Below are 20,736 nucleotides of genomic sequence, written 5' to 3'. Positions count from 1 at the left end.
CTTGGCAAAGATACCAAAAACTGACAGAATTTCGTGTTTAGGAAGAGTTGGTATGTCATTTGATATTGCTTTTTTGTGAAAACAAATTCTTACTTTTAAATATTACTTGTAAAAACATTACACATGAAAAGATTATTAATCGTATTTGTAGGTTTATTAACTGCTCTTTCTTTCAGTTCTTGTGGGTACAACACCATGGTATCCAAGGACGAAAATGTAAAAGGAAAATGGGCACAAGTTGAAAACGCCTACCAACGTAGAGCGGACTTGATCCCTAACTTAGTAAACACCGTAAAAGGAGCTGCACAGCATGAACAAGGTACATTGACCGCTGTAACAGAGGCTCGTGCAAAAGCGACTTCCGTACAAGTAGATCCAAACAATTTGAGCGAGGAAGCGATTGCTAATTTCCAACAAAACCAAGATGGACTTTCGCAGGCCATCGGACGATTATTGGTAAGCGTAGAATCTTATCCGGACTTGAAAGCGAATGCGAATTTCCAGGAGTTACAGGCACAGTTGGAGGGTACTGAAAACCGTATTTCCGTAGAGCGTAGAGCCTACAATGAAGCGGTTCAGGATTACAACACCACTGTTCGTAGCTTCCCGAACAACATTATGGCAGGAATCTTTGGATTCAAGGCAAAAGGAACATTTAAAGCGACTGAAGGTTCTGACAAAGCGCCTACAGTGCAGTTTTAATGAATTTTTATTGTTGTTGACATAACGTAAAGATGAATGTTGGGGGCTTTCACTTCTGCATTCATCTTTTCTATTTTAAAGCCTCATGGAGATATTCAATCAAGAAGAACAAGAGAAAATAGAACATGCGATAAGCCTAGCGGAGAACCTGACATCGGGCGAGATCCGTCTGGTCGTTGAGCGCAGGGTTCATGACAAGGAAGCGATTGACCTGGCAAAGGATTATTTTGAAAAGCTCAAGATGCATCAGACGGCATTGCGCAATGGGGTATTGATTTACCTGGCGACGGATGACCATCAATTTGCCATTATCGGCGATGCCGGTATTGATCAGAAAGTTCCGGAGGATTTTTGGGAATCTACAAAAGACCTGATGTTAGGTTCTTTTAGAAAGGGAGATTATGTCAGTGGTTTGATTGCTGGCATCGAAAAGGCCGGTGAGCAATTAGGCAGGTATTTCCCGCGGAGATCGGATGATGTGAATGAACTTCCGAATGATATTTATTTCGGTAAATCTTAATTTTATGCAGAAAACATCACAAATTGTGAAATTTTCAACCCGTATATTATTCAGCTTTTTTATAGGCTTAATATTTCATTTACAAGCCATAGCACAGGATTTTCCTCCTGTAGCGAAGGATTTAGTAACGGATTATACAAATACCCTGAGTTCCAGCCAGAAGAAACAGCTTGAACAGAAGTTATTGGCATTTGAAGATTCCTCAAGTATTCAGATTGCGGTCGTGGTCATGAATAGCACTGGCGACTACGACATTGCAGACTATGGGGATCGCCTTGCCAAGCAATGGGGCGTAGGAAACAAGAAATATGATAATGGTATCTTGTTTTTGGTTGCCCTTGGAGACCGTGCAGTCACTATCCGTACGGGTTACGGATTAGAGGGTGCAGTTCCTGATGTCATTGCTTACCGAATCATTGAGAACGAGGTCAAACCAGCCTTCCGCCAAGGAGATTATTTCCAAGGCATTGACAATGGAACAAATGCATTGATATCCTATACCAGAGGAGAATATCAGGCTGACCCTCGGGACGGCTATTCGACAGAAGGTGGCGGTGGAGTGCCTATCATATTCATTGTAATCGGTATCATCATATTAATTTCCATTATTTCCAAATCTGGAGGTGGCGGCAAAAATGGCGGTGGTAAGGTAATGGGTGGCCGAGGTTCATCTGACCTGTTCTGGTGGACATTATTGAACTCATTGGGCCGTGGTGGCGGCGATAATGATGGTGGTGGATTTGGCGGCGGCTTCGGCGGCGGTGGAGGCGGCGGCTTCGGAGGTTTCGGAGGCGGTGGCTTCGGCGGCGGTGGTGCCAGCGGAAGATGGTAATGGAACGATTAATGTACTATAGTAAAAAACGTAAAACAATAGATATGAAAAAAACAATGTTAGCTGTACTGGCAGCAGTCCCTACTTTGCTTTTTGCCCAAGAGGACTTTTCCATCAAAGGAAATATAAAGGATGTGAATGCGCCAGCGAAAGTGTATTTGATGTATGTAGACGGCGGACAACGCCATATTGACTCTGCTAATGTTGATAAAGGACAGTTTACCTACAATGGTATTGTATCAGAGCCTACACAGGCACAGATGATATTATCTGCCGATGGGAAACCATTGAACCAGATTGAAACACCGGATATGACCATGCTTTACCTTTCTAAAGGGGTAATCAAGGTTACTGGGGATAAAATGGCAACCGCTGAAATTTCAGGAAATGAGATCAATACTGATTTCAGCAAATACAAAGCATCAATTAAAGCGGTAACAGATCAGTTTGAAGCATTAAACAAGGAATACCAAGCTGCAAGTCCTGACCAACAACAGGACGAGCAATTCCTGACGAACCTGCAAGGAAAGGCTGAAGGATTATTCAAACAACAAACTCAGCTGAACGAGCAATTCATCAAAGATAATCCAGGCAGTTATGTGACTTTAGGGTTATTGGATGAAATGGTAAGTGCGCAAACCGTAAATAATGTGGTAGCGCCGGCTTATGAAAAGCTTCCTGCTGCTTTAAAAAATTCTACACGTGGAAAAGCTTTGGCAGCAAAGATCGAGAAACAAAAGAAGGTTGCCATTGGATCAGTAGCTCCAGAAATCGCATTGCCTGATACAACCGGTAAAGTGGTTGCATTATCATCTTTACGTGGAAAATATGTCTTGATTGACTTCTGGGCAAGCTGGTGCGGACCATGTCGTCATGAAAACCCGAATGTAGTTGCTGCATTCAATAAATTTAAGGACAAGAACTTTACTATCTACGGTGTTTCCCTAGATCGTGAAAATGGTAAAACAGATTGGTTAGAGGCTATTAAAGCTGATAATCTTTCAGGATGGACCCAAGTTTCTGACCTTAAGTTCTGGCATTCACCAGTAGTGGAACTCTATGGAATTGAGGGTATTCCCCAAAACTTCCTTTTAGATCCAGAAGGTAAGATCATTGCAGTTAACCTTCGTGGTGAAGCTCTTGAGGCTAAACTTGCTGAAGTAATCAAATAAGCAAAAAACATCATAAAAAAACTCCGGGAAATTATCTCGGAGTTTTTTTTATTTATGCCTTATCTAACCAAACAATATTCTGAAGACATCTTCTAGGGTGGCCACTGGCCTGACCAGGATCTGATATCTTTTCACATCCAATCCTTTGGTATTATATTTTGAGATAAAGATCTGTTCAAATCCTAATTTTTCGGCTTCTTGGATTCGCTGTTCGATCCGGTTTACCGCCCTGATTTCTCCAGACAGGCCAACCTCAGCTGCAAAAGTTATATTAGACGGGAGGGCTATATCCTGCTGAGAGGAAATAAGCGCTGCAATCACGGCTAGATCAATTGCTGGGTCTTCCACCCTTAATCCTCCGGCGATATTCAAGAATACATCCTGAGCACTTAACCTAAATCCAAAGCGTTTTTCAAGTACCGCCAAGAGCATGTTCAACCTTTTCGTGTCAAAGCCGGTGGAACTTCGCTGAGGCGTTCCATATGCGGAATTGGACACTAAGGCCTGCACCTCGATCATCAGCGGCCTCATGCCCTCTAACATCGCTGCTACGGAAATTCCACTGACCTGTTCCTCCCTTTGCGAAAGCATAATTTCCGATGGATTGGAAACCTCCCTTAGACCTGAGCCTTGCATTTCGTAAATCCCCAGTTCCGAAGAAGATCCAAATCTATTCTTTACTGCTCTCAGGATTCGATATACATGGTTTCTATCTCCTTCAAACTGCAATACGGTATCCACCATGTGTTCCAATACCTTTGGTCCTGCAATAGATCCGTCTTTGGTGATATGGCCAACAATAAATACCGGAGTATTGGTTTCTTTGGCAAATCGAAGCAGTTCAGCTGTACATTCTCTGACCTGAGATACCGAACCGGGAGCCGATTCGATCTGGGCAGTATGTAAAGTCTGTATGGAGTCGATGACGAGCACATTGGGTTCCACTTGATCGATCTGTTTAAAGATGTTCTGCATGGATGTTTCGGTCAGGATATAACAATTCGCATTGGAACTTTGGGCTAGCCTTTCCGCTCGCATCTTGATCTGCTGTTCGCTCTCTTCCCCAGAAATATAAAGTGTTTTTACCTTAGGAATGGAAAGGGCCAATTGCAACATCAAGGTAGATTTCCCGATTCCCGGCTCCCCGCCGATCAACACTAATGAACCCGGCACAATTCCTCCCCCTAGAACACGGTTGAATTCTTTGTCAGGAGTCAGGATCCGTTGTTCTTCGGAGTATACAATCTCATGGATGACCGCAGCTTTGTTCGTTCTTTTCTGTATTCCAGGACCTGTACTGGTACTTCGCCATTCGGGAACACGGCTAGATGCCTTTTCCACAACCTCTTCCACAAAGGTATTCCATTGCTTACAGGAAGGACATTGCCCCAACCACTTTGGAGATTCATATCCACATGATTGACAGAAATATGCTGATTTTGTTTTTGCCATTGAGCGAATTTAAAAAAATGTATCTACATGTTGTAACAATACCTTACTATTGTCGACAAATACCAATAAATGATTGAGAACCTAGAGCAAGAATTTGTAAATCTTTTGGAGGATAATCAGAACATCCTACACAAGATCTGCAAGCTTTACACAGCAGATCTGGCATCCCACCAGGACTTGTTCCAGGAGATGGTCATTCAATTGTGGAAATCGTATCCAAGGTTCAAAGGTGAGTCAAAGTTTTCCACTTGGGCCTATAGGGTTTCCTTGAATACGGCCATATCATTATATCGAAGTAAAAAGACAAAGATTGCGACCGTTGATTGGGATCAATCCCTAGCCAACATCCGCTATGAGGAATACAATTCGGAGACTGAAGACCAGTTAAAACACCTATATGATGCCGTACGGCAATTGAATGATATCGACAAAGCTTTGGTCTATATGTACCTCGAAGACAAGGACTATACAGAGATCTCAGAAACATTAGGGATCAGCGAAGTTAATGCCCGGGTCAAAATGAATAGAATCAAGAACAAACTGAAAGAAATGCTAACAAAGAAAGGAGTGGTTTAATGGATGAACTAGATTTTCTAAAACAACATTGGCAAAAAGACCAGGGTTTTCCTAAAGTAAACAAGGAGGAAATCCGAAATATGTTGCACAAGAGTTCATCCTCCCTTGTGAAATGGATCTTTATTATCAGCATCATCGAATTATTTCTTGGGGTACTATTAAATGTGTTCGTATTTCTTTCTGACACGGACCCAGAAAAAATGCCCTATCCGCTGGAACTGCTCACGAATTTTATTGATGTGGTTTCCTATATCATCATCCTTTATTTTATTTATTCCTTTTTCAATTCTTATAGAAAGATAAAGAACACCAATAATACCAAGGAGCTTTTGTCCAATATTTTGCTAACCAGAAAAACAGTTACCTATTATATTCGCTTCAATATTTACATGATTTTGGTCGGATTGGGAATAACCGCTCTGAGAATGATTTGGGAAGAGGACGTCATCCATAAATCCGTTGGCCATAACATCTTGTTTTTTACCTTCCTGGGAATCGTCATTTTCCTAATCGGATGGGCCATGATTGCTTTCGTAAAATGGATCTATAAGCTGATCTATATCAGGCTGGTCAAAAAATTGGAGAAGAATTACGAAGAATTGGAAAGATTGGAAAGAGAAGAAGGATAGATCTATCCAATATGTCAAATCGAAAAGGTTATTATCAACAATCCATAAACGAAAAAAGGAGCATTATTGCTCCTTTTCTTGTTCAAGATCTATAAATGCATCGAGGAATTGGCCTTCCTCTTCCAAGGCATTGAAAACGATTTTAACCATTTTCGCGTTCTTTATTTCTTCTGTCATAGGTGTCAATTTCAATTTGATATTGACGGGTTTGTCTTGATGTAACAGGTAATTCAGGTAATTTTCTCTATCAGAAAGCTGCACGATTACCCTATCGATCTGCACGGAGGTTAACATATGCGATTCTTCCTGCGCATCGATCAATGCAGTAGCGAATACATTCAACCTAAATTCCCTAGGGTTCTTGTCATAAGATATGGCAAACAGATCAACCACTAAAGTGTCACCAGATGCCGTTACCGACTTTAGGTCAAACTGTATATCATCGACAACATTTAAGTTAGGATCTTCTTGGGCCTGCGAATTTTTTGGTAAAAAAAACACCACAGCAAGTCCAAGAAACCATATAATTTGTTTCATACGTTCGAATTAACGAAGCCTTTCGGCTGATTTAATTAATTTATTATCATTTCTGATTCCACGAATAGCAAAGGATAAGCATAGAATAGAAATCGGCAGAAGGAAAAATCCAATACCAATATTGTTAGCTCCAATATGCTGATTGATCAGATCAAGGATGTTGTTTGCTGTAATAAACATCCAAATAGCAAATAAACAGATCAATACCACTTGCACTAAGATCAGGTTCAACTGCAGTTTTCGGTTTTTATATTGGAATATGATAAAGATGGGGATCAAAGCCAGAACCACAGTAGCAATGGTCATCAATAAAAAGCCAGTTTCTTTAGTTGTAACGTTATTTGCTGAGGAATATACGCCAGTTACATAGATGTTTTTTCCAAGTCCTACCAAATCAATGTAGCCTACAAAAGGGAACATGAAAAGAGCAAATAAAACTAGGCTTGAAAGCAATAACCAAACGGTTTGAATACGCTGTATCATATTTATAGATTATTTATATCGCAAATATAATACAAACAACTTAAATAGATTTTGGTTTCTGCATGGTAAATGGTTCATTGCCGTGGGTTTCTGATACAGTTACACCAGAATCTCAATATCGATGCTCGTTCCTTTGCCTACTTCGGAGCGGATATCCAATTTACCATGGAGGTAATTCACCCTAATTTTTACATTGGTCAAACCCACTCCATCTTTTGAATCATCCATTATTTGATCGGACTTAAAACCCTTGCCATCATCTTCAACCGTAATAAATACCACATTATCTTCGACACTGCATTGCACCAAGATATGTTTGGCTTCCGAATGTTTCAGGGAGTTATAGATCAATTCTTGAATGATCCTGTAAATATGGGTCTGCTGTTCTTGGCTGAGTACATTAAACAATCCATATAATTGCAGTTCGATCTTGGTATTGGAATTCTGCAGACTCTTACACAGGTCACCTAATGATACGGCAAGACCAAAACGACGCAGGGATTCAGGCATAAGGTTATGGGAAATCCTTCGCATTTCTGTAATGGCAAAATCCATATCGACTAAAATGGAATTCACTTTATCATTTGGATTGGACAATTGAGTGTCCAAGATTTTATATTTGATAGAAGCCAATATACTGCCTAGGCCATCATGCAAATCCCTAGAGAGCCTGTTCCTTTCTTTTTCTTCTCCATGCAACATGGCATCAAGGGACAGCAGTTTTTGTTTTTGCTTTTCCTCGAGTAGTTTTTGGTTATTGTTGATTTCTTGTTGCTGCAGCAATCTTTTGTTTTTCTGGTGATTCTTGAACAGGAAATATCCGATCAATAATAGGATGATCGCCACCAAGGCAATGATGATACGGGTATTTTTGATATCGCTCTCGGTTTTCTCCCGTTCTGTCTTTAAGGAAAGGATCTCACCTTCTTTCTCGAGGGTCTGATATTTTACTTCATAATCCATTAAGGACTCTCTGATCCGCCTGTTATACATGGTATCCTGAAGGACATCCTTCTTTTTCACCCATTCCATGGCTTTTTTATAGTCCTTTAATCCTTCATAGATTTTGACATATGCGATGGCGATGTTCAAACTGTCCTGAAAGAAAGTATAACCTATATCCATCCTTTTTTCGACATATTCATTCAAATCCTTGAATGCAGACTGAAAATCCTTTTTGCTGAGGTTTATCAGTGCCCTTTGGTAATATAAACTGGTCAAGGCACGAGGGTTTGGCTCCCCTTCTTTTTTAAGGTATTCAATGGATTTATCCATATGGATGAGCGATACATCATAGTTCTTTTTAAATCGATTGTAGACCGAATGCACAAAATGATAGTCGCTTAAGGGCAAGGAACCTTTATGCCTCTTGATAAATTTCTCATAATTTAACATGACCTTTTCAGACATGACACTATCATCCATTGCATTTAAGGAAACGACCAGAAGCTTATATACCTCATTCATGGTATAGGGGTCATATTTTCCCTTATTCAGGTGCTCCAATGATTCCAATAGATATTTATTGGCTTCAGTATATTGCAGATTGTTCCAGAAATTCAGTCCGATCTTATAGAGGATATTTCCGGTGATAATATCATCATTGGCTTCCTTGGCCATTGGCAGCGCCCTATTGACCAAGATTTCCAACATCCTGATATGTTTATCCTGCCATTGGTAGGCCGAAGCCATATTGTTCAATAATTTAGCCCTTAGCCATTTCGCTTTGTTTCCCTCAATCTTGGCCAGTTCTGCATCGGCTTCTTCGAATAGACGGATCGCTTTTGGCAGGTCATAATCCATATAAAACAGTCCTTCATATACTTTGCCCATCCCATTGGCGACGGGAAATTCATTTTTATACAGGAGACCCTGTTTCAGGTAATTGTGGGCTGTGGCAGAATCTGAATAGGAGTAGTAAAAAGACAGTTCAAAGATATTAAAAGCTTTCTCTTCAACACTTAGGTCGGTTTTTATGATTTTTTCTAGGCTATCAATTTCTGCTTGATAGGGCCTTTTTACCTGTTCTCCTTTAGCTGTGGGAACAAGTAGGCACAATAGCAGCAGGATTGGCAATATTTTGCACCTAGCTTCCATAAATAATGCTTATCTGTAGGTTTTTATTAAATAGAAATAGGCAGTGAAAATCACTGCCTATGCATGATGTGTATAAAGATAAACTATTTTTCGATTTTTATAGCAATACCTTCATCTTCGATTGCCTGCACCGATTCATCGGTTATCAAAGGGCTAGTTTTCTTTAGCGCCTCAAAAAGCTCTTCAGCATCGCCTTTGAACTGTACATTTAATGTCGAACCTGATGCTTTATATTTCATTTTCACATCAGAAACCTTTTTATTGGATTCCAATCCAGAGGAAATGGTTTTCAATTCAGCAAGATTTACCCCTTCAATTAAGACTACCAGTTCGGCAGCAGCAGCATTATCGCCTTTTTTACCTAAAAGCCCACCTAATTTACCGCCAATACGTCCGGCCTTATTCGAGGTATTGTCTACCTTATTGGATGTGTTTTCCACCTTGTTCAATGCTCTGTCGATTTTGTCCAAAAATCCCTGAGCAGAAGCTGCATATGTACAGCCTAAAAATAATGTTAGTATGATTATTACCTTTTTCATGATCTATGAGTTTTATTATTGGACTAAGGTAGAGCTAATTAGCACGCAAAAACATACCCAGATAAGTGGTAAATTATGTACTTGTATTCAAGTACAAGGCATTCATCTGGAACAGGTACAATCCTGGACCTGCCTTAATTTTTTACCTGATCTTTATAATTGCGCATATGAGCTAATTTGATATTAATTACCTTTGCATGGTGGAAGAACAAATACCTAAATACTTTTTGGAAATAGCATACAATGGAACGGCCTACCATGGTTGGCAGATCCAGGATAACGCTGTCTCTGTTCAGGAAAAACTGAACCAAGCTCTTTCGATTTTACTTCGCGAAGAAGTAGAAACGATAGGCGCAGGACGTACGGACAGTGGGGTGCATGCCAAACAGCTATTTGTTCATTTCTCCAGTAATGCTCATGTTTTGGAGAACAAGGAGAGGTTTGTCCATTCCCTGAATGCCCTGATGCCTTTTGACATTTCAGCAAAACGCTTGATTGGGGTAGCTGTAGAGGCCCATGCTCGCTTTGATGCCACGCAAAGGAGTTATGAATACCATGTACATTTCCAGAAGGATCCCTTTCAACATGGGTTTTCATGGCAGCTGCGCGACAAACCGGATGTTGAAAAAATGAACATTGCAGCCCTAGATTTGTTAGGTAGGCAAGATTTTTCTTGTTTCAGCAAATCGAACACACAAGTATTCACCAATTATTGCGATATTAAACGTGCAGAATGGTTGTGGGAAGGCGAAAGATTGGTATTCCATATTTCTGCAGATCGTTTTCTGCGAAACATGGTTCGGGCAATAGTTGGAACCCTGATGGAAATCGGCCTAGGCAAGAAACCTATAGAACATATTAAAGAGGTAATTCAAAGTATGGATCGCTCTAAAGCTGGCACTTCGGTTCCGGCCTGTGGGCTTTACCTAACAGAGGTCCATTATCCATATATTGATTAAAACGAAGATTTTGGAAAAAGACAAAATTTCAGGAAATGCATACGACAGTAAACTACTGGGAAGGTTAGCTAAATACATCCGCCCCTATATGCCTGTTTTCTGGGTTTCCGTTATACTAACGATATTACTTGCAGCTGTAGCTCCTGCCCTTCCGCTATTGGTGGAATATACCTTAGACCATTATATATTATCCGGAAAAGGGGAAGGATTGACTAACATGCTTCTATTGATGTTTGCCCTTTTGATAGCGCAAACCATCATCCGTTATTTCCATACCCTGATGACCAATACCCTTGGACAATCCGTTATCCGGGATATCCGCATCCAGGTTTTCAACCATATCACCAACCTAAGGTTAAAATATTTCGACAATACCCCGATCGGTAGATTAATCACCAGGACCATCTCTGACCTGGAAACCATTGCCAATATCTTTTCGGAAGGTCTGATCCAAATTATTGGCGACCTTCTGCAGTTGGTCGTTATCCTAGGGGTAATGTTCTATACGGATTGGAAATTGACCTTGGTCGTTTTGATTCCTATGCCACTGATGATTGCTGCGACCTATATCTTTAAGGAAGCCATGAAGTCAGCATTCCAAAGTGTCAGGCTATGGGTTTCCAATCTGAATACCTTTCTACAGGAACATATCTCTGGCATGAGCGTTATCCAATATTTTGCCCGGGAAGACCAAGAGATGCGCAAATTCAAGGCTATCAATGCGGAACATAGAAATGCGCATATCCGAGCGAATTGGTATTTCTCGATCTTCTTTCCGGTATTGGAAATTATTGTGGCCATTGCAACAGGTCTATTGGTATGGTACGGGTCCAAACAGATCTTGGCCGATGTCATTTCTCCGGGTGTAGTGGTCGCCTTTATCATGTACATCAACATGATCTTTAGACCAATACGCGAGTTAATCGATAAGTTCAACACCCTTCAGATGGGAATGGTCTCTGCTGAGCGTATCTTTGATGTGCTAGATACCGATGAATTCACCCCAGATGAAGGAAATTACAAACCGGAACATGTAAAGGGAGAGATTACCTTTAAAAATGTTTGGTTTGCCTATAATGATGAGAAATGGGTATTGAAAGACGTAAGCTTCCATGTGGAGCAGGGTGAAACCCTAGCTTTAGTGGGTGCGACGGGTGCTGGAAAATCATCTATTATCAATATCCTGAGCCGTTTCTATGAAATCCAAAAAGGAGAGATCTTATTAGACGGTGTTAATATCAAGGATTATGATCTGACATTCCTACGTCAGACCATTGCCACCGTGCTGCAGGATGTCTTCCTGTTCTCGGACACGGTTCTGAACAACATCAATCTGCACAACCCTAATATATCCTTTGAATCTATTGAGGATGCTGCTAAGAAAGTCGGTGCTTATGATTTTATCATGCGACTTCCAGGGAACTTCAACTATCAGGTCCAAGAAAGAGGTTCGACGCTTTCTGCCGGTCAGGCGCAGCTAATATCCTTTATCCGGGCCTTAGTTCATGATCCAAAAATCCTGATCCTTGATGAGGCAACCTCCTCCATTGACACGGAAACGGAGGAATTGATTCAAAATGCCATCGAGAACCTGATGGAAGGCCGTACTTCTATCGTGATTGCGCATAGGTTATCCACCATACAGAAAGCGGATAAGATCATTGTTCTGGATAAGGGTGAGATCAAGGAAATCGGCACGCACCATGAGCTGTTGGAGCTGGAGGGTTATTATAGGAAATTGTATGACCTGCAGTTTAATTCGGCGGGAATATAGGGGAGAGAGATTTGAGATGTGGGATGTGAGATATCAAACATTTCATGGCGCTAAATTCAACCTGGCTGTTAATGTTGAGACACGAAACATCTCGGAATATTGCACTCCTAAAATCAAATTAACGTAGGAAATATTGGCGTGCGGTTCTTGCACCTTCGGTGGAAAATGACAGGGTTTTATAGAGGAAAACCGTACAGATTCTTCACGAATTGTTCAGAATCACAGTTGAACGAAGAATCTGTTTCTTATTTTAGGAAGCATGAACTTTTTTGGTATTGACATTCGGTAAATGCGTCTAATTGAGATAATAAATTATCTATTTTCGGTTCTAAACATTTATTAACTTATTTAGAACAAATGCTTTCCTTCATTTAGGATGATAGACCAAGATATAGGTCTCTGATATAAATGAAGAGGGAAATGATTTTATCCTAAGCAGGCGAAAACAAACCAATATTAAATTATGAAATTTATTAAAACTAACTTTTTAGGGTTATTAATCATCCTAATGATTTCAGCATGCAGTAAAGGCAAAATTGCCCCAGATGTAGAGTATGTATTAGATAAATACAGGACCCAGGAATATTTAAATGGAAAACTTGTAAGGGAGGTTTGGGACAAAGACTATCCCAATGCCAAAATCCAATGGAAGGCAGATGGAAGCATTAAGTTAACTTACTTTGTTGAAGAATCAAAAAGGGAAGAGATATACTATGGTACGCGAGATGAGGTAAAAAAAACAATCCTTATAACTGGTGAAACTATACCATACTACTTTGAAGGCAATTATTTGGTTTTGGTATTAGAAGATTATTTGGAGGATGGTACTGGAGATATATCTACGGCCTTCTTTAAAAAAGTGAAGTAGTAATATCCTTCGAACCTAAAAAAACAGCTCCGAAGGTTGTATCTGGAAAAGCAAAATAAGCTTGCTTTTGACCCAACTGTTTGAGAATTAATCATAAATAAACGACATGCTAATAAAATATTAATAGCAATTAGTAAAAAATGAGGTGCAAAATGTATATCTTTGCACCTCTTATTTTTAATAACACATTATTGCTCAATGCAGAATATCAGAAACATAGCGATCATCGCGCACGTTGACCACGGTAAAACTACCCTAGTTGACAAGATCTTACACTTCACCAATCAATTCAGGGACAATGAAAATTCAGGGGAATTAATCCTGGATAACAACGACTTGGAGCGTGAGCGTGGTATTACCATCGTGTCTAAAAACGTATCTGTTAAATACAAAGACACCAAGATCAACATTATTGATACTCCAGGTCACGCCGATTTCGGTGGTGAGGTTGAGCGTGTATTGAAAATGGCTGACGGTGTTGTTCTATTGGTGGATGCTTTTGAAGGTCCGATGCCTCAAACAAGATTTGTTACCGGAAAAGCTTTAGCATTAGGTATCAAACCTATTGTTGTGGTAAACAAAGTAGACAAAGAGAACTGTCGTCCAGAAGAGGTTTACGAAAATGTATTTGATTTGTTCTTTAGCTTAGGTGCTACTGAAGATCAATTGGATTTCCCTGTATTATACGGTTCTTCAAAACAAGGCTGGATGTCAACTGACTGGACTAAACCAACGACTGACTTCACGGAATTGTTGGAAGCAATCATTGCACATATTCCTGCTCCTAAAATATCTGAAGGTACATTGCAGATGCAAGTAACTTCATTGGACTACTCTACATTCGTTGGTCGTATCGCGATCGGCCGTGTGGTAAGAGGAACAATCAAAGAAAACCAACCGGTATCATTGGTAAAACGTGATGGCAAGATTGTAAAATCTCGTGTGAAAGAACTTCAATTGTTTGAAGGCCTTGGTCGTGTTAAAGTTTCAGAAGTTCATGCAGGTGATATCGTGGCTGTAGTAGGTATCGATGGTTTTGAAATCGGTGACACCATTGCAGACTTCGAAAACCCAGAGCAATTAGAAGTAATGCACATTGATGAGCCAACAATGAACATGTTGTTTACCATCAATAACTCGCCTTTCTTTGGTAAAGAAGGTAAATTCGTAACATCACGTCACATCTATGACCGTCTTCAAAAAGAATTAGAAAAGAACTTAGCATTACGCGTTGTTCCTACAGATTCTCCAGATGCATGGTTAGTATACGGTCGTGGTATTCTTCACTTGTCAGTATTGATCGAAACAATGCGTCGTGAAGGTTATGAATTACAAGTAGGACAACCGCAGGTAATCGTTAAAGAAATAAACGGTCAGAAACATGAGCCAATCGAAGAGTTGGTAGTAGATGTACCTGCTGAAGTTTCTGGTAAAGTGATCGAATTGGTAACTCAACGTAAAGGTGAGTTGTTGATCATGGAAACAAAAGGCGAAATGCAACACCTTGAATTCTCTATCCCTTCTCGTGGTATCATTGGATTACGTAACAACGTATTGACAGCTACTGCTGGTGAGGCTGTAATGGCGCACCGTCTGAAAGGATACGAACCTTGGAAAGGAACAATTCCAGGTCGTATGGCTGGTGTATTGATCTCATTAGATACAGGTTCTACAACGGCTTATTCAATCGATAAATTACAAGACCGTGGTCGTTTCTTCGTTGATCCAGGTGTTGAGATCTATGAAGGACAGGTTTTGGGAGAGCATATCCGTGACAACGATTTAACAATCAACGTGACTAAAGGAAAGCAATTGACAAACATGCGTGCATCTGGTTCTGATGATAATACACGTATTGCTCCAGCAATTAAATTCTCTTTGGAAGAATGTATGGAATATATCCAAGCTGACGAATACATCGAGGTTACTCCTCAAAGTATCCGCTTGCGTAAGATCTACCTTACTGAAAACGAACGTAAAGTAAATGCTAAGAAATTCGTTTAGAATTAAACTTTAGCTGAAAATATAAGAGGCATACCCAAGGGTTTGCCTCTTTTTTGTTGATGTCATTTCTTAACTTGCTATAAATTATTAAATCTTGCAGCTGATGGAGAATTTTGAAGATGATGATTTAGAATGGCATAAAGTGCCTGTGAAAATTGATGAGAGCCGTAATTATGTCAAGGCTTTGCATGTGGCTGGTAAAAAGCTCTGTTTGATCAAAGAGGGAGATGTCCTATCGGTTACCTCAAGTCGCTGTCCGCATGCAGGAGCAGATCTGACAAAAGGATGGTGCGAAGAAGGTAAATTGGTCTGTCCCTTTCACCGGCATCGATTCAATCTGGAGTCTGGCAAAGGAGATGAACCTCAACATAACTTTATCCGGATCTATCCTTTGAAAAAGGAAGACGGGGATTTTTATGTAGGCATCAAGAAGAGCCTTTGGAACAAGATATTTGGCTAGAATAAACGCCTAATCCATTGCAACATCCTACTGGTCTTTTCCGTGTAAGGATACCAGAACATAGAAGACAGCGGGATGATCTTGACATCGGCAACGGCTCTTTCATGTGAGAACGCTTTAAAGCCATACCAACCCGTGGATTGTCCCAAACCAGAATTGTTTACTCCTCCAAAAGGAAGGTTAGGTTGCATGATCTGTATGACCGCATCATTTATGCAGGTTGATCCAGCACTGCTATTCCGGATAATATGTTTATTGAAATTTGAATCTTTGCTGAACACGTACAATGCTAATGGCTTTTCCTTAGCATTGATAAAGTCAATGGCTTCTTGAATCTGTGCATAATATACGATGGGCAGAATGGGGCCAAAGATCTCATCCGTCATGAGCGGATTATTGGCGGCCACATTGGTGATTACCGTTGGTGCAATGTACTTGGTCCTTCCATCGGTCTTGCCTCCAGCAATGATATTAGCTCCTAATTGTTTTGCTGAGTCTAGAGCTTGGTTAAGCCTTTCAAACTGTTTTTCGTTAATTATTCGGGCATAATCCGGTGAATTAAACGCATCCTTACCGAAAGCTTCTTCGATTTCGATCTTAAAAACCTCTTCAAGCTGCTGTTTCTGATGCCTATGGGCAAGGATGTAATCTGGAGCAATACAGGTCTGCCCTGCATTGATAAACTTGGCCCAGATCAGGTTTTTAACGACCTGCCTCAGATTCACATTCTTATCGATTACCGCTGGAGACTTGCCACCAAGTTCCAAGGTAATATCCGTGAGGTGCTTACTTGCAGCTTCCATAACGATCTTTCCCACTTTGGACGAACCTGTAAAATGGATATGATCGAACTTTAGGTTCAGGAGATGGGTCGTTTCCTCAACAGCTCCTTCAATGACTGCAATATGATCAGTTGGAAAGACTTCGGCTATTATTTTTTTAAGGACTTGGTTGCTATTCGGAGAAAATTCAGAGAGCTTTAGTATAGCTGTGTTACCTGCGGCAATACAGGCCGCCAGATGGACTAACGGGAGCTGAAAGGGGTAATTCCATGGCGTGATGATCAATGCGTTTCCTTTGGGCTCATAATGCAAATAGGCGCTGACATTGGGCATCACCAATGAACGACGAACCTTCTTGTCCTTCATCCAGCCACGTAGTTTCTTGGCGATATGTTTCAGCTCCAGCTGTACCACCAAAATCTCAGTAATGGCCGTTTCAATTCCAGATTTATGAAAATCTTGGTATAGAGCCTGCTCAATGGCCTTTTCTTCCCTATTGATGGTATCTAATAATTTCTTGATCCAACCTATTCTTTTATAAGCGGTACTATGTTTTATAGCCGATTTGTTTTTAAGTTGGGACTGGTAGATTTTGTCTATTTCTGAAAGGGTATTATTTGCCATATTATTGCCTGAAGAATAAAAATAAGCAATAAAACAAAAACCCAGGTCATATTCATGTCTGGGTTTTTAAGTCTTTTATTGAATCGAGGGATTACTTTTTGCTAGGTTTGTCTTCCATCGCACGGTAAACCTCGTCTGTACTTGTATAGATCTTGAATCGTACATCATATTCTTCAGGAACATAGACTACGATCGGCATTTTACCATTGTATTGTACCAGAGTAGGCTGCGCCGATACGAAAAGATTTCTTGCAGGTGCACCAGGACATGCCATTTGGGTAGAAATTACATCTCCGTTGGTTTTGAATACATAGTAATTGTATCCCCAACCTTCCAAATCTTTAGTTTCGATCGTGCCATTTAATCCAAAATGGTTACAACCGTCAACTTCCATCATCTTACCTACACTGAATTCAATCTTTTTATTGTTGTCCGCTTCAGAGTAAGGTACTTCAATGACCATTCTTTTAAAGCCTTTTTCAGGAGCTGGGAAAATATCGGTATTTACTTTCACTAACATTTCTTGGGCATTAGATGCATTTGGCATTAAGAATAAGCCTAGCATTAAAATCAAAAGAGCTGGTACTTTACTTTGTTTCATGTTTTTCAAATTTTATTATGTCTACATAATACGTAAGCTAGTCCTAATCCGCTACAGGGTTCAATTTCGTAGGATTTATTGCATGGATCAACGACCTTGCTAAGATGCGGTTCGGATCAATGACAGGCAAACCATAATAAGTTTTTTCACGCAAGGCCAAAGGCAATTCTGTACATCCCAAGATAATCACTTGAGCACCTTGCCCCTTCAACTCATGGATGGCCGCGACCAACTGATCATGCGCCCGATTGGTAACCGGCGAGGAAAAAGCCTTGATCCCATAGGTTTCATCATAAATGGCCGAATGGACTTTATTCTGAAGCACATCGTTTGGCTCGATACAGGTCAGATTATAGCTCTCAATAACCTGTTTATATAGACCGGTGTTGCGGGTTCCGATTGTGGAAAGCACACCGACCGTTGATCCAGGAAATTTTTCCTGAATGAACTTGGCTGTTTCAGCCACCATATGCAGAAGTTGGATTTTAGAATTGTGCTTGGCCAATTCCTCTTGGATCACCTCAAAAATCCGAGGAGAATGGGCCGTATTGCAAGGTATCCCTACAACGGTAGCCCCTGCTCTTTCCAGTTCTAAAGCTATTTCAGAAATCGCAAGGCCTGGATTAATAGGTTCTTTACCTATAAGATAGTCAGTTCTATCAGGTATTCTATGCGATTGCGAAGATAATAATACCGGTAAGTGATCTTGATCTCTTCTTGCATTGGTCTCTTCTATTATTTTTTTTAAGATATCGACACCAGCCAATGGACCGACACCTCCAACAATTCCAATCATAATCTTATCCTTTTTAGTCTAACTCACCCTGGCGCCATTTATACATCCAGAATGTCTGATTATTGTTCAAAAATAACGCCAATATATCGGGAATCGCTACAAATCCATTATCAGTATTGGTAAAAGCAACCAGTATTTCCTTGCTTTTGGGATAGGCCAAAAAGAAACAGCGAAAGCCTGGATTTGATCCGGTATGCCAATAAGCAGTTCCTAATTCATTGATCTGCATCCGCATACCTAAGGCACAGGGAACATATTTATCATCCGGGCTGATTTCCTGGGCTTTCTTAGCATCTGCCAGATGGCTCAAAGCTAATTGATGGGTCTTTTTCTTCAGACCAAAACCATCAAAGATATATTTCTTGATGAAATTGCTATAATCTTCAGCCGTGGTATATAGGGTATATGCAGCATTGCTCTTTCTATATTTCCCTAGCTTCCTCGGCTTATTATCTTCGTAATGTCCATAGGCGGCATTGGCCTCCAGCTCATCTTTCCATACAATCGCCGAGTTTTTCATTTTCATGGGAATCAGAACTTCCTCTTCGACCAATTTTTGAAAGGTTTTTCCCGAGATGTGCTCCATGGTCTCCTGCAGGAAATAAAATCCTTCACCAGAATACATATAATCAGTTCCTGGCTCGAATTGGGAGGTTAGGGGAGACTTTCTCCATGCATCCGAAGGAACATCTCCTTCCCAATTTAGGAAGCCGGTACGGTGGGTCAACACCATTCTTGCCGTGATCTTATCTCTGTTTGGGTTATTTTTTAGGCGATCATATTGGTAATAGCTCCAAAGAGGTTTATCCAGTTCGATCAAGCCTTTGTCCTTCAACCTCAAAAAAGTATAGGTCGCTACGACCTTGGTCAGGGATGCAGCCTGAAAGACTGTATTTTGATCAATTAGGTAATTACTATCCAGATTCTTTATGCCATACTGATAGAGATGGTTTTTTCCATTTTTTTGATAATTGAGCTGTATAGCTGGAATATGATGTTGCTTAGCGACCTGATCCAGCGTTAGGGATTTATCCTGAGCCGAACTGCTAAAACCTATTGAAATAAAAGCAGCGCATAAAGTGACTAACTTCGTCTTATTTCTGAACAGCTTTAGGAAGTTTATCATAGTCTAGCGCCTTGTACTTTTTCAAAATATTTAGTGTTTCCTTGATTGGGATTGCCTTTACGGTCCGGCCTCTAATTCCCTTCATATCCTCAGCCATAAACATGGAGTTTAAGATTGCTTCTTCAGTTGCTTCCCAAACTGCCATAAACAACGGAGACATATAATCGTTGCCTACTTCGGTTGTTTCTAAGGCTATGTTTTTGCTTTCGTGAGGAATTAAGTTTGTAGGGCTCGTGGAGAAAGCGATGGAATAATCACCACTTCCATTGGAAGAGAATGAACCAACATTTCCGAATGCAATATAGGAACGTTTGGCTAATCTCTCCAGATTTCTAGCAGAAAGTGGAGCGTCCGTTGCAATAACGATCATACATGATCCATCCACTTTATGGGCTTCTTTGGGTTCTTGCATGTAATAGTTGTGGAGCTCACGTCCGACGGGAGCACCATGGATGCTCAGGACTCCACCGAAATTCGTCTGTACCAACACCCCAACAGTATACCCTCCCCGAGAAGCTGGGAGCTTCCTTGATGCGGTTCCAATCCCACCTTTATAGCCTAAGCATTCCGTTCCAGTTCCTGCCCCCACATTCCCTTCTGATACTCTTCCTGTACTAGCACTTTTTATGGCTTCTAATACATCTGCGGCTTCCACATGTCGGCCACGGATATCATTCAATCCACCATCATTGGTCTCTCCTACAACGGAGTTAACCGATCTTACGTTTTCATTTCCAGGTAAGGAAAGCATATAATCGATAAGGCCATTGGCAACTTTAGGTGCATTCAGGGTATTGGTCAATAAAATTGGCGTTTCGATATTTCCGAGTTCTTCAATCTGGGATATCCCCATCATTTTTCCAAAGCCATTTCCTACAAACACAGCTGCTGGAACTTTTTGCTGAAAGATATTTCCCTGATGTGGAATGATCGCGGTCACTCCGGTGCGTACGGAATCACCTTTAATGATAGTTTTCTGACCTACGGTTACACCAGCGACATCGGTAATGGCATTGTTTGTTCCTGTTTGAAGAATACCGATCTGAATGCCGAAGTCCCTGATCCTACCTCTTTTTTCTTGTGCTTGTCCTAGGTTAAAAATGGTCATTAACGCAAGCGTTAATAGCATATTTCTCTTGCTCATATCAATTGTTGGTTTTTATTGATGGTTTATGCTTCATAGACCAATCAGAACTTTCATAA

The 20,736-nt window shown here is 40.6% G+C and carries 21 protein-coding genes; 11 read left to right on the top strand and 10 right to left on the bottom strand.

Translation table 11 applies throughout. The features are described from left to right. Nucleotides 1–123 precede the first annotated feature (123 nt). From NMK93_RS00855 to NMK93_RS00840, 4 genes are all read left to right on the top strand, one after another. Nucleotides 124–702, top strand: coding sequence for a LemA family protein (locus tag NMK93_RS00855; RefSeq protein ID WP_254526649.1), 579 nt, complete (start codon nt 124–126; stop codon nt 700–702). Between the two features lie 85 nt (nt 703–787). Further along, nucleotides 788–1,222 (top strand): TPM domain-containing protein, encoded by a 435-nt coding sequence (locus NMK93_RS00850; RefSeq protein WP_185212913.1) that lies wholly within the window; start codon nt 788–790, stop codon nt 1,220–1,222. Between the two features lie 4 nt (nt 1,223–1,226). Then, a complete protein-coding gene (locus NMK93_RS00845) occupies nt 1,227–2,054 on the top strand; it encodes a YgcG family protein (RefSeq protein ID WP_185212912.1) in 828 nt (275 codons plus the stop codon). Nucleotides 2,055–2,098: 44 nt separating this feature from the next. Continuing rightward, entirely contained in the window at nt 2,099–3,226 is a 1,128-nt protein-coding gene (locus NMK93_RS00840; RefSeq protein ID WP_254526650.1) for a TlpA disulfide reductase family protein, read from the top strand. A gap of 63 nt (nt 3,227–3,289) precedes the next feature. Here NMK93_RS00840 and radA read toward each other — a convergent pair whose 3' ends face one another. After that, entirely contained in the window at nt 3,290–4,678 is a 1,389-nt protein-coding gene (radA, locus tag NMK93_RS00835) for a DNA repair protein RadA (RefSeq protein WP_185212910.1), read from the bottom strand. Nucleotides 4,679–4,747: 69 nt separating this feature from the next. On the opposite strand from radA, the gene NMK93_RS00830 reads away from it, so the two are divergent. Together NMK93_RS00830 and NMK93_RS00825 are read left to right on the top strand one after the other, a co-directional pair. Then, a complete protein-coding gene (locus NMK93_RS00830) occupies nt 4,748–5,254 on the top strand; it encodes an RNA polymerase sigma factor (RefSeq protein WP_185212909.1) in 507 nt (168 codons plus the stop codon). Further along, on the top strand, nt 5,254–5,883 hold the full coding sequence (locus NMK93_RS00825; RefSeq protein ID WP_185212908.1) for a hypothetical protein: 630 nt from the start codon (nt 5,254–5,256) through the stop codon (nt 5,881–5,883). Before NMK93_RS00830 ends, NMK93_RS00825 begins: the two co-directional genes overlap by 1 nt. A gap of 63 nt (nt 5,884–5,946) precedes the next feature. On the opposite strand, the gene NMK93_RS00820 is transcribed toward NMK93_RS00825, so the two are convergent. From NMK93_RS00820 to NMK93_RS00805, 4 genes are all read right to left on the bottom strand, one after another. Then, a complete protein-coding gene (locus NMK93_RS00820; protein WP_185215780.1) occupies nt 5,947–6,420 on the bottom strand; it encodes a hypothetical protein in 474 nt (157 codons plus the stop codon). A 9-nt stretch (nt 6,421–6,429) separates the two neighbouring features. After that, nucleotides 6,430–6,903 carry a DUF4293 domain-containing protein gene (locus NMK93_RS00815; RefSeq protein ID WP_185212906.1) on the bottom strand — a complete coding sequence of 158 codons (474 nt, stop codon included), beginning with the start codon at nt 6,901–6,903 and terminating at the stop codon, nt 6,430–6,432. A 99-nt stretch (nt 6,904–7,002) separates the two neighbouring features. Then, entirely contained in the window at nt 7,003–9,000 is a 1,998-nt protein-coding gene (locus NMK93_RS00810) for a sensor histidine kinase (protein ID WP_254526651.1), read from the bottom strand. A gap of 83 nt (nt 9,001–9,083) precedes the next feature. Next, the gene (locus tag NMK93_RS00805; RefSeq protein ID WP_254526652.1) at nt 9,084–9,539 is read right to left on the bottom strand and encodes a hypothetical protein; all 456 of its coding nucleotides are present in this window, start codon (nt 9,537–9,539) and stop codon (nt 9,084–9,086) included. Nucleotides 9,540–9,736: 197 nt separating this feature from the next. Between NMK93_RS00805 and truA the strand changes: the two genes are divergently transcribed. From truA to NMK93_RS00780, 5 genes are all read left to right on the top strand, one after another. Beyond that, nucleotides 9,737–10,498 (top strand): tRNA pseudouridine(38-40) synthase TruA, encoded by a 762-nt coding sequence (gene truA, locus NMK93_RS00800; protein WP_185212903.1) that lies wholly within the window; start codon nt 9,737–9,739, stop codon nt 10,496–10,498. 10 nt (nt 10,499–10,508) lie between these two features. Beyond that, on the top strand, nt 10,509–12,272 hold the full coding sequence (locus NMK93_RS00795; RefSeq protein WP_254526653.1) for an ABC transporter ATP-binding protein: 1,764 nt from the start codon (nt 10,509–10,511) through the stop codon (nt 12,270–12,272). A gap of 463 nt (nt 12,273–12,735) precedes the next feature. Next, a complete protein-coding gene (locus NMK93_RS00790; protein WP_185215778.1) occupies nt 12,736–13,140 on the top strand; it encodes a hypothetical protein in 405 nt (134 codons plus the stop codon). A gap of 198 nt (nt 13,141–13,338) precedes the next feature. After that, nucleotides 13,339–15,144 (top strand): translational GTPase TypA, encoded by a 1,806-nt coding sequence (gene typA, locus NMK93_RS00785; RefSeq protein ID WP_185212900.1) that lies wholly within the window; start codon nt 13,339–13,341, stop codon nt 15,142–15,144. A gap of 103 nt (nt 15,145–15,247) precedes the next feature. After that, complete coding sequence (locus NMK93_RS00780; protein ID WP_093100153.1) at nt 15,248–15,604, top strand: Rieske 2Fe-2S domain-containing protein; 357 nt, start codon at nt 15,248–15,250, stop codon at nt 15,602–15,604. Here the strand turns inward: NMK93_RS00780 and NMK93_RS00775 are convergent. The 5 genes from NMK93_RS00775 to NMK93_RS00755 all read right to left on the bottom strand — a co-directional run bounded on the left by NMK93_RS00775 (nt 15,601) and on the right by NMK93_RS00755 (nt 20,677). Beyond that, a complete protein-coding gene (locus NMK93_RS00775; RefSeq protein WP_254526654.1) occupies nt 15,601–17,010 on the bottom strand; it encodes an aldehyde dehydrogenase family protein in 1,410 nt (469 codons plus the stop codon). The genes NMK93_RS00780 and NMK93_RS00775 overlap by 4 nt on opposite strands. Before the next feature lie 91 nt (nt 17,011–17,101). Continuing rightward, nucleotides 17,102–17,611 (bottom strand): ecotin family protein, encoded by a 510-nt coding sequence (locus NMK93_RS00770; protein ID WP_237219409.1) that lies wholly within the window; start codon nt 17,609–17,611, stop codon nt 17,102–17,104. A gap of 43 nt (nt 17,612–17,654) precedes the next feature. Further along, complete coding sequence (locus tag NMK93_RS00765; protein ID WP_185212898.1) at nt 17,655–18,407, bottom strand: aspartate/glutamate racemase family protein; 753 nt, start codon at nt 18,405–18,407, stop codon at nt 17,655–17,657. A 13-nt stretch (nt 18,408–18,420) separates the two neighbouring features. Next, nucleotides 18,421–19,533: a serine hydrolase gene (locus tag NMK93_RS00760; RefSeq protein WP_254526655.1), complete on the bottom strand. Its 1,113-nt coding sequence runs from the start codon at nt 19,531–19,533 to the stop codon at nt 18,421–18,423. Next, nucleotides 19,502–20,677: a P1 family peptidase gene (locus NMK93_RS00755; RefSeq protein ID WP_254526656.1), complete on the bottom strand. Its 1,176-nt coding sequence runs from the start codon at nt 20,675–20,677 to the stop codon at nt 19,502–19,504. Before NMK93_RS00755 ends, NMK93_RS00760 begins: the two co-directional genes overlap by 32 nt. Nucleotides 20,678–20,736: the final 59 nt, after the last annotated feature.

The organism is Sphingobacterium sp. LZ7M1 (assembly GCF_024296865.1).
Lineage (GTDB): Bacteria > Bacteroidota > Bacteroidia > Sphingobacteriales > Sphingobacteriaceae > Sphingobacterium.
The sequence above is the reverse complement of the archived record's forward strand: the minus strand, read 5'-3'. Positions and strand labels throughout refer to the sequence as shown.

Excerpts from the sequence above, each read along its gene's own strand:
- NMK93_RS00855 (WP_254526649.1), top strand. The coding sequence starts at position 124 with ATGAAAAGATTATTAATCGTATTTGTAGGTTTATTAACTGCTCTTTCT.
- NMK93_RS00850 (WP_185212913.1), top strand. The coding sequence starts at position 788 with ATGGAGATATTCAATCAAGAAGAACAAGAGAAAATAGAACATGCGATA.
- NMK93_RS00845 (WP_185212912.1), top strand. The coding sequence starts at position 1,227 with ATGCAGAAAACATCACAAATTGTGAAATTTTCAACCCGTATATTATTC.
- NMK93_RS00840 (WP_254526650.1), top strand. The coding sequence starts at position 2,099 with ATGAAAAAAACAATGTTAGCTGTACTGGCAGCAGTCCCTACTTTGCTT.
- radA (WP_185212910.1), bottom strand. The coding sequence starts at position 4,678 with ATGGCAAAAACAAAATCAGCATATTTCTGTCAATCATGTGGATATGAA.
- NMK93_RS00830 (WP_185212909.1), top strand. The coding sequence starts at position 4,748 with ATGATTGAGAACCTAGAGCAAGAATTTGTAAATCTTTTGGAGGATAAT.
- NMK93_RS00825 (WP_185212908.1), top strand. The coding sequence starts at position 5,254 with ATGGATGAACTAGATTTTCTAAAACAACATTGGCAAAAAGACCAGGGT.
- NMK93_RS00820 (WP_185215780.1), bottom strand. The coding sequence starts at position 6,420 with ATGAAACAAATTATATGGTTTCTTGGACTTGCTGTGGTGTTTTTTTTA.
- NMK93_RS00815 (WP_185212906.1), bottom strand. The coding sequence starts at position 6,903 with ATGATACAGCGTATTCAAACCGTTTGGTTATTGCTTTCAAGCCTAGTT.
- NMK93_RS00810 (WP_254526651.1), bottom strand. The coding sequence starts at position 9,000 with ATGGAAGCTAGGTGCAAAATATTGCCAATCCTGCTGCTATTGTGCCTA.
- NMK93_RS00805 (WP_254526652.1), bottom strand. The coding sequence starts at position 9,539 with ATGAAAAAGGTAATAATCATACTAACATTATTTTTAGGCTGTACATAT.
- truA (WP_185212903.1), top strand. The coding sequence starts at position 9,737 with ATGGTGGAAGAACAAATACCTAAATACTTTTTGGAAATAGCATACAAT.
- NMK93_RS00790 (WP_185215778.1), top strand. The coding sequence starts at position 12,736 with ATGAAATTTATTAAAACTAACTTTTTAGGGTTATTAATCATCCTAATG.
- typA (WP_185212900.1), top strand. The coding sequence starts at position 13,339 with ATGCAGAATATCAGAAACATAGCGATCATCGCGCACGTTGACCACGGT.
- NMK93_RS00780 (WP_093100153.1), top strand. The coding sequence starts at position 15,248 with ATGGAGAATTTTGAAGATGATGATTTAGAATGGCATAAAGTGCCTGTG.
- NMK93_RS00775 (WP_254526654.1), bottom strand. The coding sequence starts at position 17,010 with ATGGCAAATAATACCCTTTCAGAAATAGACAAAATCTACCAGTCCCAA.
- NMK93_RS00770 (WP_237219409.1), bottom strand. The coding sequence starts at position 17,611 with ATGAAACAAAGTAAAGTACCAGCTCTTTTGATTTTAATGCTAGGCTTA.
- NMK93_RS00765 (WP_185212898.1), bottom strand. The coding sequence starts at position 18,407 with ATGATTGGAATTGTTGGAGGTGTCGGTCCATTGGCTGGTGTCGATATC.
- NMK93_RS00760 (WP_254526655.1), bottom strand. The coding sequence starts at position 19,533 with ATGATAAACTTCCTAAAGCTGTTCAGAAATAAGACGAAGTTAGTCACT.
- NMK93_RS00755 (WP_254526656.1), bottom strand. The coding sequence starts at position 20,677 with ATGAGCAAGAGAAATATGCTATTAACGCTTGCGTTAATGACCATTTTT.